General features: G+C 35.5%; 13 protein-coding genes. 5 read left to right on the plus strand and 8 right to left on the minus strand.

What is annotated here, in order from left to right:
* Positions 1-95: 95 nt before the first annotated feature.
* The gene (locus tag ABH957_RS24135; RefSeq protein WP_404512368.1) at positions 96-1,019 is read left to right on the plus strand and encodes a HEAT repeat domain-containing protein; all 924 of its coding nucleotides are present in this window, start codon (positions 96-98) and stop codon (positions 1,017-1,019) included.
* A 53-nt stretch (positions 1,020-1,072) separates the two neighbouring features.
* Here ABH957_RS24135 and entC read toward each other — a convergent pair whose 3' ends face one another.
* From entC to ABH957_RS24155, 4 genes are all read right to left on the minus strand, one after another.
* Complete coding sequence (gene entC, locus ABH957_RS24140) at positions 1,073-2,497, minus strand: cell wall-binding protein EntC (RefSeq protein ID WP_404491821.1); 1,425 nt, start codon at positions 2,495-2,497, stop codon at positions 1,073-1,075.
* Positions 2,498-3,060: 563 nt separating this feature from the next.
* The gene (locus ABH957_RS24145) at positions 3,061-4,212 is read right to left on the minus strand and encodes an ABC transporter permease (RefSeq protein WP_002029935.1); all 1,152 of its coding nucleotides are present in this window, start codon (positions 4,210-4,212) and stop codon (positions 3,061-3,063) included.
* Positions 4,213-4,238: 26 nt separating this feature from the next.
* Positions 4,239-4,913, minus strand: a complete 675-nt coding sequence (locus tag ABH957_RS24150; RefSeq protein ID WP_002087431.1) for an ABC transporter ATP-binding protein — start codon at positions 4,911-4,913, stop codon at positions 4,239-4,241.
* Positions 4,910-6,013 (minus strand): efflux RND transporter periplasmic adaptor subunit, encoded by a 1,104-nt coding sequence (locus ABH957_RS24155; protein ID WP_088038535.1) that lies wholly within the window; start codon positions 6,011-6,013, stop codon positions 4,910-4,912. The genes ABH957_RS24150 and ABH957_RS24155 overlap by 4 nt, the downstream gene beginning before the upstream one ends.
* 212 nt (positions 6,014-6,225) lie before the next feature.
* Between ABH957_RS24155 and ABH957_RS24160 the strand changes: the two genes are divergently transcribed.
* The 3 genes from ABH957_RS24160 (at position 6,226) to ABH957_RS24170 (ending at position 8,923) form a co-directional block, all read left to right on the plus strand.
* Positions 6,226-6,960 carry a YwaF family protein gene (locus ABH957_RS24160; protein ID WP_404512370.1) on the plus strand — a complete coding sequence of 245 codons (735 nt, stop codon included), beginning with the start codon at positions 6,226-6,228 and terminating at the stop codon, positions 6,958-6,960.
* Between the two features lie 90 nt (positions 6,961-7,050).
* Positions 7,051-7,917 carry an ABC transporter permease subunit gene (locus tag ABH957_RS24165; protein ID WP_404455457.1) on the plus strand — a complete coding sequence of 289 codons (867 nt, stop codon included), beginning with the start codon at positions 7,051-7,053 and terminating at the stop codon, positions 7,915-7,917.
* Position 7,918: 1 nt separating this feature from the next.
* Positions 7,919-8,923, plus strand: a complete 1,005-nt coding sequence (locus ABH957_RS24170; protein WP_404455460.1) for an ABC transporter permease — start codon at positions 7,919-7,921, stop codon at positions 8,921-8,923.
* A gap of 43 nt (positions 8,924-8,966) precedes the next feature.
* On the opposite strand, the gene brnQ2 is transcribed toward ABH957_RS24170, so the two are convergent.
* From brnQ2 to ABH957_RS24190, 4 genes are all read right to left on the minus strand, one after another.
* Positions 8,967-10,283, minus strand: coding sequence for a branched-chain amino acid transport system II carrier protein BrnQ2 (gene brnQ2, locus ABH957_RS24175; RefSeq protein WP_404446119.1), 1,317 nt, complete (start codon positions 10,281-10,283; stop codon positions 8,967-8,969).
* Positions 10,284-10,503: 220 nt separating this feature from the next.
* Positions 10,504-11,073: a spore coat protein CotJC gene (gene cotJC / locus ABH957_RS24180; RefSeq protein ID WP_002010774.1), complete on the minus strand. Its 570-nt coding sequence runs from the start codon at positions 11,071-11,073 to the stop codon at positions 10,504-10,506.
* A 61-nt stretch (positions 11,074-11,134) separates the two neighbouring features.
* On the minus strand, positions 11,135-11,398 hold the full coding sequence (locus tag ABH957_RS24185) for a spore coat protein CotJB (protein ID WP_000194953.1): 264 nt from the start codon (positions 11,396-11,398) through the stop codon (positions 11,135-11,137).
* 8 nt (positions 11,399-11,406) lie between these two features.
* Positions 11,407-11,622 carry a spore coat associated protein CotJA gene (locus tag ABH957_RS24190; RefSeq protein WP_404512372.1) on the minus strand — a complete coding sequence of 72 codons (216 nt, stop codon included), beginning with the start codon at positions 11,620-11,622 and terminating at the stop codon, positions 11,407-11,409.
* Positions 11,623-11,730: 108 nt separating this feature from the next.
* Here ABH957_RS24190 and ABH957_RS24195 point away from each other — a divergent pair, with 108 nt between their 5' ends.
* A complete protein-coding gene (locus ABH957_RS24195) occupies positions 11,731-12,141 on the plus strand; it encodes a VOC family protein (RefSeq protein ID WP_404491820.1) in 411 nt (136 codons plus the stop codon).
* Positions 12,142-12,379 lie beyond the last annotated feature (238 nt).

Below are 12,379 nucleotides of genomic sequence, written 5' to 3' on the forward strand. Positions count from 1 at the left end.
AGGATGCTATGGCATCCTCTTTTTTCTGTTGAAATAGTAATCTATCGTATATAGAATGCAAAGAGATAGATTTAATTTGGACGGGAGAGAAGGAGATGGAAGAGTATATAGATGATTTATTAAGGCGAATGGCCGATGAAGAGACAGAGATATGGCATCGTGCATATGATGAAGCAAAAGAGCTATATGACCTATTAACTTTTCCTTATTTACAGGAGAAGTTAATAAAAGCAAAAAAGATATCTATGAAGAAAGATATTTATTATTTAATGACGAAACTCGCTATAAATACGAAAGAAATCTGTATTGCTGATTACCTTATAGATCGTTTGGAATATGAAGAGAGCCCGACTCTGTTAAGTGAATTACTTAGTAATATTTATCCGTTACCAGAAGTAAGTAGTACAAATAAAATTATTCCTTATATTTATCATAAAAACGATAGTGTTCGTTTTTGGGCAGTTTCTTCCTTAAAGTTATATAAATCGTTAGAAGCGGAACGTGCGTTGCTAAAGTTGCTGGATACTGAAGAAAATAAAGATGAGATTACAAATATTTGTTATACGTTGCTTGAGATTGGAACAAATCAATCGATTCTTCCATTAACAAAGCTTTTATATAGGGATAGTGCTTATGTTCGTTCAACCGTTATTGAAGTGTTAGCAAAAATAGGGGGAGCGGACTTACAAATAGTTTATATTGAAGCTTTAAAGGATAGAAATATAATGGTGAAATACGAGGCTGTTCGAGCTCTTTATGCATATGGAGACGAAAGGACGATTAAGCCAATTTGTGAACGTGTGAATAAGATTGTTTCTAGAAGACGTAAAAATGAAGTAGTACCTACCGATGAATCAGAGATTGTTATTGCTCTTCGTTTCTTACATAAGTTTGCTGATCATGAAGAAGTTTTAAAGACGTTTGATAAAGTATATAAAAAACGAGGGAGCTTGTTTTTGTCAGAGAGAAAATGGCTTCGGGATAATATTAGTTACTTTCAAGAGAAAGAAAGAATGTAAGAATCATTAAAAAAGAGTTAGCCTCAATAATGAGACTAACTCTTTTTTTATAATTAGTTTAAAATTTTCACTGTAACTGTTTGGCGTCCCCAGTTACTTGATGTACCTTTATCTGGCATTAAAACATCAATTTTATTTCCTTTAATAGCTCCACCAGTATCACCAGCGATTGCTACTCCGTAACCTTCAACCCATACTTTTGAACCTAATGGAATTACACTTGGATCAACTGCAATTAGTTTCATGTTTGGATTAGCTGTTAAGTTATGGCCCATAGCTGATTTTACTTGATCTCCGGCTTTGTAACCATTTTCAAGTGGATCTGCTGTGTAAGCTGTTGCTACAACTCTTAATTCACGAGAAGAAGATGGTGCACTTGTTTCAGTTTCTTTCGCAACAGGTTGTTGTGTAGCTGGTTTTTGAGCTTTAGCCGCTTCACGAGCTTTAGCTGCCTCTTGAGCCTTAGCTGCCTCACGAGCTTCAGCTGCCTCTTGAGCTTTAGCTGCTTCACGAGCTTCAGCCGCCTCTTGAGCCTTAGCTGCTTGAGCTTCAGCTGCTTCACGAGCTTTAGCTGCCTCTTGAGCTTTAGCTGCTGCTTGAGCTTCAGCCACTTCTTGAGCTTTAGCTGCTTCACGAGCTTTAGCCACTTCTTGAGCTTTAGCTGCTGCTTGAGCTTCAGCCGCTTCTTGAGCTTTAGCTGCCTCTTGAGCTTTAGCTACTTCCCCGGCTTTAGCTGTTGCTTGAGCTTCAGCTGCCTCTTGAGCTTTAACTACTTCACGAGCTTTAGCCGCTTCTTGAGCTTTAGTTTTTGCTTGAGCTTCAGCTGCCTCTTGAGCTTTAACTGCTTCACGAACTTTAGCTGTATCTTGAACGTTAGTTACTTTTTCAGCTTTAACTACTGGCTGAACTTTAACTGGTGCTTTTCCTGTTAAGTAAGGAATGTGTACATAAGCTGTTTGGCCGTTATATTCAAATTGGATCCAATCATTTTGTACTTGGTGTGTTGTTTCGATTACATCATCTTTTTTCAATTTACCAAGAATCGCTGAATCTGTATTCGCTCCAGCACGTACGTTTAATACGTTTGCTGTTACGTAGTAAGTATCTTTTGTGTAGTCAGCGCTTATGAAAGCCTCTTTACCACTATTTAATTTAACTTTTGACCAGCCGTTTTCTGTATGTAAAACGTTAACTTTATATCCATCTAATAACTTTCCGACAACTTGTGATTCAGTAGTTGGGTTTTCTCGTACATTTAGTACATCAGTCGTTACGATTGTTTCTGCTTTAGCAGATGTTGTGAAAATCCCAAGACCAAAAACCGCTGCTGTTGCTATACCCATAAATTTTTTCATAATAGCCTCCATTGCATTTGTTTTCGTTGACCTCATTATAGCAACCATTATTTTCTTATTTGCGGAAAACACAAAACTACAAAGCATTCGTAACGAGGCATTAATATTCTGTAATAATTCCATTAATATCCTGATAGCGTTTTCTTTGCGTTTTTTAGGGGATTAGAACATAAGAATCATAAAATCGATACAATTTTAATTGCTAATAGATTAAAATTGTATCGGTGGTGTTACGTGAATGTTTCTGTAACGTTACAAAAAAGAGATATTTAACTATTTGAATCGTAATGTAGTTATGAAAATATAATCTTCTTGTGTGTGAAGTCGTATATATAGGGGTGATTTTAATGAAATAGAGATATAATTGTTACAAAACAAGTTGTAGTATGGAAAAAATTACGCCTTGAATTTGTGTTATTACATAGTATTTTTGCAATAATAGGATTGCAGGATAGTTGTAATGTGAAATGGAAGCTGCAAGGATAAAAAGGTAATCGCAACATGAAACATATATAATAGAAGAAACATGATTTAAAGGGACGATATTGTTATGAATTAGTTCGCGAATTGCTTCAGAGTTATATAGTAGAAGTTAGAGACGCAGATTTTTAATAAAACAGCGATAAAATTGAATTTGCCTTCAACAAAATAAAAAACGTAGGAGTGTACACTCCTACGTTTTTTATTTACTCATATCGTAAACATTCAATTGGATCAAGTTTAGCAGCTTTGTTTGCTGGTAGTAAACCGAATGCAATACCGATTAGCATTGAGATACCTACTGAAAGAAGTCCAAGTTCTTTTGAGATAACGAGTGGCCATCCGGCAAAGATTGAGACGATCCAAGCGAAGAAAATACCGAGCATGAATCCGATGAAACCACCGAGTCCTGTTAAAATACAAGATTCAATTAAGAATTGTGTTAATACTTTACCGCGCGTTGCACCAAGTGCTTTACGAATACCGATCTCACGTGTACGTTCTGTTACAGATACAAGCATGATGTTCATTACACCGATACCACCAACAAGTAAGGAGATAGCGGCAATGCCACCGAATACCATTTTCATCATACCGATGGATTCGTCTAATTGCTTCGTAAATTCACCTAAGTCCTGTGCTTCGAATTTGTGCTCGAATTTAGGAGCTTTCATGTCGTTTAAAACAGAAACAGCTTGTTTTTCTACACTTTTGCGTTCTGTTGGAGAGGTCATTGTTAATTTTACAGAGTCATACTCATTTACTCCTGAAATGACAGGCGCGTTTTCAAGAGATGTATAACCTTCAGGCATAGCCATTCCAAATTCGTTTTTCGTTTCGTATACACCGACTATTTTATACGGCTTTCCTTTTACATCTGTGTATAGATTTGATTCCCAACCACTAAATAATTTGTTGAAAGCTTCTTCATTTAATATAACAGCAGGAATTGCTTGGTTTAATTCGCTGTCGTTTAATTCACGACCGTGAACTAATTTTATTTTCGAATCTGTCATAAAGGCGCCTGTTCCACCTTTTAAATCAAGAGAGACATCTTTTGAACCAGAAGATGCTTTTACTTTCATACTTACATCTGGATAAACATCTTTAACGCCTGGTACAGTTTGAAGACGTTTTAGCATATCAGGTGTGATTTTGGCACTATCAGTTCCATAATCAGGGTTGTTGTAGTAAATCGTTACTTCAGTATCTTTTCCTTGGCCTAACTCTTTTTTAAACTTTGCATTTGTACCATCACCCATTGAAATGATAGTAATAATGGCGCTAATACCGATAATAATACCTAGCATTGTTAATATAGAACGCATTTTATGAGCAAAGATAGAGGAAAGGGCCATGCGTATATTTTCACTCGTGTTCAAAATTAACCTCTCCAATCTTGGACGATATTTCCGTCACGAATTACAATTTGACGTGCGGCCGCTTCCCCAATTTCACGATCGTGGGTAATCATAATGATTGTTGAGCCTTGTTTGTTTAATTCGTAAAAGAGATCCATAATTTGTGTACTTGTTTTCGTATCAAGTGCACCCGTCGGTTCATCTGCTAAGAGAAATTTCGGGTTATTTACGATTGCACGTGCGACTGCGACACGCTGCTTTTGTCCACCTGACAATTCATTTGGTAAGTGAGTAGCACGATCAGCTAAACTGACTTTTGTTAAAGCTGCTAATGAGCGCTCACGTCTTTCTTTTTTATCGACTCCAGCGTAAATAAGAGGTAGTTCTACATTTTGAAGTGCTGTAAGTCTCGGTAATAACATAAAGTTTTGGAATATGAATCCGATCTCTTTATTACGAACATGTGCAAGTTCTGTTTCAGACATGTTTGAAATGTTTTGACCAGCTAGTTCGTACGCACCTGTCGTTGGCTTATCTAAGCAACCGATAATGTTCATTAATGTTGATTTACCAGAACCAGATGGTCCCATAATAGAAGTGAATTCTCCTTGGTTTAGTGTTACATCAATTCCGTGTAATATTTGAACGGACTCTGCACCATTTTGGAAAGATTTCGTGATGCCTTTTAAGTTAATCATTGAGTGACAACCTCCATACCGTCTTTTAAGTCTTTTTCAGGTTTAGAGATAATTTCCTCTCCTTTTTTCACTCCAGAAACTTTTGCTTCGCTATCTGTCTCGAATTCAACAGTAACTGCTTGTTCTTTCGCTTTACCGTCTTTTACAACGAAGACAACATTTTTGTCACCTTTTTTCACAATGCTGCTTTTCGGAACAATCGTACCAGTTGCTTCGCCAGATTTACTCGTTACGTAAACATGGAAGCCGTTTTGTAATTCTTCACTATTATCTAATGTGACAGTGAATTGATAATTAGAAACAGTTTTGTTTTCGTCCATGCTCTTTAATGGTGTAGAACCGATTTCTGTTACTTTTCCTGTCCAAGTCTTACCAGCGACAGTTTTTGATGAAACAGTTACTTCTTGCCCAACTTTCATACTAGCAAGTTCATATTCAGAAAGTTGACCTTTTACTTTAAATTGACCAGCGTGACGAAGTGTAATGCCACTCATACCTGTTTTTTCATCAGCAGTTTTTACGATATCATCAATTACACCGTCGGCTGGACTCGTTACAGAAAGTGTGTTTACTTTCTCTTTTGCTACTTTAATCATTTCATCAGCTTTTTCTACTTCAAACTTCTTCATTTCAAGTTGTGATTCTAATTGCCCAACTTCAATTTCGGATGCTTTTAATGCTTCAGCGGGAAGGCCTGCATTTTTATCTTTTTGTAATTTTTGTTTCGCTGCATCAATTTGTTTTTGGAACAATGTTACTTCTTTTTGTGCGATTTTCTTTTGCATTTCTGCTTCCGTTACACCTTGTTTAGCAGTAGGGTCATTATATTTAAACAGAAGCTGACCTTTTTTCACTTCATCACCTTTTTTAACAGCTAATTCATACGTACCTTTTGTTGGATCGAATGAAATTGTTTCAATACCATTTGGAATAACTTCGCCGCCAAATTTTTGTGCATTTTCAATTTGTTTTTCCGTAATTTTATAACCGCTATATGCCATTGCTACTTCTGAACCACCGCCAGCAAATGCAAAATATGATCCAGCTGCAATTCCGATCGCTACTACACTAGTAATTAACACTTTATTTTTCTTCTTCATCTATTTATCACCTTTTCGTTCGTTTTAGTATCTACATTAAGTATAGAAGAGGTGAAGAATCTGACAAATCGTTTTAGCTTACAATAACCTTACAGTTTTGTAAGGTATCGATATGTAAATGTAATGTAGAGGTTGTACATGGTTTAAGCAGATGAATTGACTCCTTGTTTCTTTCTAACAATAATATTGTATGAAGGAGAGGAGGAAGGAAGATGGAAGCTTATTTTAGTGCGCATCCATTAAAACCATTTATTCCATACTCAAGGCAACACGTCCTTATATTATTTATTATGTTGGTGGGGATATTTTTTCTGTATCAATACCAAGATATATTACGGCAAAGTGAGTGGAATATAGCGGTTCGATATGCGATTGCATTTTTATTTATTGGGAGTGAAATTGGGCTCCATATGTGGGAATGGAAATTGGGGATTTTTGAACTAGGCACTTCATTACCATTCGAGTTATGTACGATTAGTTTATTGTTAGCATCGATTATGATTGTAACGAAAAGTTATCGCATATATGAGATTGTATTTTTTACAGGAATTATCGGTGCATCACAAGCTATTTTAACGCCGAACGTGCAATATGCTTTTCCGCATTTTCGCTTTATAGAATTCTTCGTTGCACATGTATTACTCATTTGGGCACCACTCTTTATGACGTGGGTAGAAGGATATAGACCGACCTTGCAATCAATTAAGCGTACGATGATATTTTTAAACATAATAATTCCAATCGTTTCTTTTGTGAACTACAAAACAGGTGGCAATTATATGTTTTTAGCTCGTAAGCCAGAAACTGCTTCATTACTCGATATGTTAGGGCCACACCCTTACTATATTATTTCATTAGAAATAGCTGCACTTATTGGATGTTTTATTTTGTATATGCCGTTTGCGAAAAGAGAAGGGCATGCGCATAAAGAATCACTAGAATCATAACCTAGTGATTTTTTTATGTATAAATATTTACAATTCAGAAAATTAAGAATAAAATTAAAAGGGAAATTATATAGAGAGAGAAGGGAAAACGTGGTCAAAAAAGTTTTTCTGAATGGGATGGAAGTGACGGTTCAATTTATTATTTCGATTTTGGGTATTATTTGTTTAGGGGCATTACCGAAATTATTTTACGGATTTGAGTTGCATGCATCAAAGTACATACAGAGTTTAAAAGAAGTGTTTGTGAACTTAATGGATATCTCCAATTTTCAATATGTGAGAGGTAAATTTTTATTTCCGCAGTTGTTCGTCCATTATAAAGAAACGATTGTGATTTTTTTGGCGGCTTTTTTCATTTCATTATTTGTAGCATTTTGTATTGTTTATGTCATTATGAATAGTTCACCGCGTATACAGCATCGCATTAAATCATTTCTCATCTTCCTAGAATCTATTCCAGACATTCTACTTATTTTAGTATCACAAATTTTAGTTATATGGTTTTTTAAAAGAACAGGCTTTTTACCTTTTCAAATTGCGTCAATTGGAGGCGAGTCGATTAGAGGATTGCCGATATTTTGTTTGAGTATACCGACTACGATTCTGTTTGTAAAAATGTTAGTGCTTCGTTTTGAAAATGAGCTAGAAAAAGATTATGTACTATTTGCTAAGGCGAAAGGGCTGAATCGTTTTCATATTTTAAATCGTCATGTTTTACGAAATGTGTTGCTTAGTACACTTTTCTTTGCGAAAACGAATATCTTTTTTATGTTATCTAATTTATATATTATAGAATGGATTTTTAATACGGGTGGTATTTTTATGTTTTTGAAATCGTATGAGAGTATTAGGGTTGAGGTTTTCATCGTTAGTGTGCTGCTTATTTATATTCCGATTTTTATTTTGTTTAAATTGTTTCATTATCTCATTCCAGCTGCGATGAAGGAGAGACTATAATATGTGGACGTATATAAAACGCGATAAAAGATTTTGGATAAGCATTGGGTTTCTTCTCATATTAGTTCTTTTGAGCATCGGAAATACGATATGGAATGATGGACATATTAGACAAGTTACATTGCAATATGATGCGGATGAAAATCCACAAGTGCCACCGTTTTCACCTTCATTACAATTTTTACTTGGGACAGACCGGAAAGGATACGACCTGTTACATTTAGTCATTGAAGGTGCGAAGTGGACGATTGGTATATCTATTTTAATTGCGGCACTTAGAATGGTAATAGGTGTGTTTTTTGGTGTTGTGCTTGGAACATATGTAAAAAGAGGGTTTTCAAAAATCGAGGCTTTTTTTGATAGTTTTACAGTTATTCCAACAGTTATGATTGCGTATTTTTTTCTTCACCTTGCAAATGCATTTGGGAGTGGGGAGGAAACAACAACCTTTTTTGAAAGAGCTTCGTTTCAAGTTTTATTACTTGTAATGCTTGTGATGCCAGTTATTGCACTGTATGTTGCGAAGGAAGTACGTAAATTGAGAACCGAAGAATTTATTGAAGCTGCGTGCATATTGGGTGGATCGAGAAGGCACATTGTTATAAAGCATATTTTCCCGCATCTCTATATGACGTTTATACTTGTATTTTTTCAGCAGTTTACGCAAACTCTTACTATTTTACTGCACTTAGGATTACTGGAAATATTCTTTGGTGGAACAGTTCAGTTTTTAGGACCGATAGAAGAAATAGAATCTTACACGCATGAATGGTCAGGTTTAATTGGAGTCTATTTTAGATCATTAACAGTGAATCCGTGGATTCCGCTCGTTCCCATCACATTTTTTGGACTTACTATTTTTTCAGGAAATATGATTGTAAAAAGTATAGAAGAGGCGATGATGAAAGTAAGGTTAGGAGGAGTGAGAATGAAGACAGATGTAGAAAAGGAACAACCTGCTGTGCAGTCAAAAGAAGAGCTGTTTACGTTTAAGCATACGATTTGAAAATAAAGAAGAAGCAAGCATAATCAATGCTTGCTTCTTTTCTTTATTTTGTAGAAACTTCACCTGCAGCTTCTGTTTGTGGAGTACAGTATCCGATTATACCACCGATTATTGCTGGAACGATCCAGCCGATTCCTAAGTTATAAAAAGGAATTGTGTGTACGATATTAGCGATAAAACTTGGTATCATTCCCACATTATCAAGTGCATGAATACAGCTAATAATGAATGCTGCGATCATCGCTCCGATATAGACAGAAGGTTTACGTTTCGTATATTTATCGATAAATGATACGAAAATTAAAATGATTGTAATTGGATATAAAATAATCAATACGGGTAATGTAATTTTGATTAATAAACTTAATCCTAAGTTTGAAATAACGAAGCTAAAAATACAAACGTATAGTACAAGCTTCTTATATGAAACATTTGTTAATACTGTTGTGAAATAGTTGGCGAATGCACTTACAACACCGATTGCAGTCGTTAAACAAGCAAAGATAATTGCGATACTTAATAAAACATTACCGCTTGTCCCAAAAAATTGATACATAATAGTTGCTAATAGTTGACCGCCATTTTCAAATTGTCCTAAGTTTCCGTTTGAAGCGCCGATATAACCTAGTAAGAAGTAAACAATTGTTAAGAAAAGAGCCGCAATGCTTCCGCAAATAATTGTATATTTCGCAATGGATTTCTTATCTTGTATCCCGTTTTGACGAATTGCATTTACAACAATCGTTGATAATACGAGTGCTCCGATTGCATCTAATGTTAAAAAGCCTTCAAGAAATCCTTTGAAAAATGGAATTTCTTTATAGTCACCAACAGGTTCTGCAAATGATCCTGGTGAAAGAATCGCTTTTGTTGCCATAATTGCAATAATTCCAAGCAAAATTGGCGTTAATATTTTTCCGATATGATCTACTAATTTGGATGGATTTAACGATAAGAAGTAGACGACTATAAAGAAAATCGCACTAAAAACTAACATAGAGTACCATTGATCTGGGAAAAGTGGTGCAATCCCAATTTCATAAGATACAGTTCCAGTTCGTGGAATAACAAATAGTGGGCCGATGGAAAGATAAATAATGATAGCGAATACTGCTGCGAATTTTGGGTGAACACGGCTCGCTAAAGTATTAAAACTACCACCAGCAAGGGCAACAGCGACGATAGCTAGTAAAGATAAACCGACATCTGTAATAATAAATCCTGTAATGGAAACCCACATATTTTCTCCGGAAGAAAGACCGAGAAGAGGCGGGAAAATCATATTACCAGCACCGAAGAAAACTGCGAATAGTAATAAACTAATCGAAAGTATTTGCGCTGGTTTTAAAGTTGTACGCATATAAAGAAAAGCCTCCTAATGAGCGTTTTTTTGTCGAAAATTCAAATAATTTGTCGATTGACTGTTATTATTTTAAAGGTCTGATGACTAGAAAGCAAGAGGGAATTTTAAAAATATTTTAAAATAATGCGTAAAATTGAATAAATATACTATTTATATGTTAATGCAGGAAGAATTTCACTTTTAACGTAAAAAAACACATATCGCTAGGATATGTGTATTAAAAATAAATTTGCCTATCACGTTCTTCTTTTAAAATTTCTACAGCCTCTCGGAAACGTTGAGAATGGACAATTTCTCGTTCGCGTAAAAAGCGTAAGCTATCATTTATATCGGGATCGTCTGATAAATCAATTAGCCATTGATAAGTCGCTCGTGCTTTTTCTTCAGCTGCAATATCCTCGTATAAATCTGCGATAGGATCTCCTTTCGCTTGAATGTAAGTGGCAGTAAAAGGAACACCACCTGCATTATGGTAAAACAAGGCGCTATCATGATTCGCATAATGCGCGTCTAATCCGGCAGCTTTCATTTGTTCAGGTGTTGCATCTTTTGTTAATTTATAAATCATTGTAGCAATCATTTCTAAATGTGCGAACTCTTCTGTACCAATATCGGTTAGTAAGCCAACGACTTTATCAGGAATTGTATAACGTTGATTTAAGTAGCGAAGAGCAGCAGCCAGTTCGCCGTCCGCACCGCCATATTGTTCAACTAATAATTTGGCGAGTGCTGGATTACAAGTACTCACTTTAACTGGATATTGTAATTTTTTTTCATAAATCCACATAGTTTCTCTCCTTTATCCCGCTATTTGCTGCCCGTAAACTCCACTTGATTAAAGTTTCATTTTATATTTGCCATGGCCACGGTCCTTGGCTCCATTGCCATGGAGCGTTAGAATAACTATTTCCGAACTGCTGAAGTGGCCCGTATTTTTCTTCAATTTTTTGTTGTAATACTCTTCGTTTATAGGAGAAATCATTGAATTGATTTATAGCTGCAGTATCGTCGGGGTGCGTATCTAAATAGAGGGTAAGTTCAACTAATACAAAGTCTAGTTCTTGTAGTTCTTCAATCCATTTGTAATATTCATCAGGCAATGTTTGTGTCACGTTTTTATTCACCGTCCTTTTTTGTGAGGATGTTCATAAAAATCATAAAAAGCAGGCCATAAAGTCCCTTTTCTTAAAGCTTCGTTTGGTGGGAATTGGGGTAAGTTAGGTGGTTGAAAGCCCATAAATAGGTGTGGGGGAGTTGAGTAGTATTTCTTTCCAATTGGAGGGCAAGGATCATTTGGACCGTGATAAGGTATGTAAGATTTCATGAATTTATCCATGTTACACGCCTCCTTTATAAATGAAATATTCATCACTATGTATTGTATTCGTACATAATTGCAAATTATGACTCATATAGAAAACTAAAAGGGGCAGGGGGAGTGCGGATGGAAAGTGTTACAACATGTATTGTCTTAGAATCTAAAAACTTAAAGGAAACATTATATTTTTATGAAGGAATTTTAGGGTTTAAACCGAGCGAGGAGAGGCCACAAATACGTGTAACAGGTGTGTGGTATGATATTGGTTTAACGAGAATTTGTTTTGTTGTAAACAGGGGACTGGGAGAGTATAGAGAAACTGTAACCTCATCAGTGAAGGAACTATTGTTAAAAACTACAAATATCGAGCGGTTAAAGAAAAAGTTAGCGTTTTATCAAATATCATTTGTAGAAGAACGATGTGGGGAAGAAGTTAAAATAATATTTCTTGATCCAGATGGTTATACACTCCAATTTACTTCAATAGAGAGCGTGAAAGAGAGCTTTTTGCAATGTAATAATCTGAATGGTGAATGAAAAAAATATTGACAAGCTTAGGTAAATATTTTAATGTGATTGTATAAAACTGTGTATATAAAGGGGAGTAACTTATTACAGTAAAGTCGTCATTACAGGGAGAAACCCTCGGCTTTATTGGCAACGTTTCGTTGTTAGTGAGACCTTTACCAGCAATGGTAAAGGCCCCTTATTGTCTTTTTTAGGACCCTTACCATATTTGGTAGGGTCCTTTTTGTATACAAAGAGAGGAGAAATA

The sequence above is a fragment of the Bacillus sp. RC242 genome (genome assembly GCF_044908245.1).
GTDB classification, from domain to species: Bacteria; Bacillota; Bacilli; order Bacillales; family Bacillaceae_G; genus Bacillus_A; species Bacillus_A mycoides.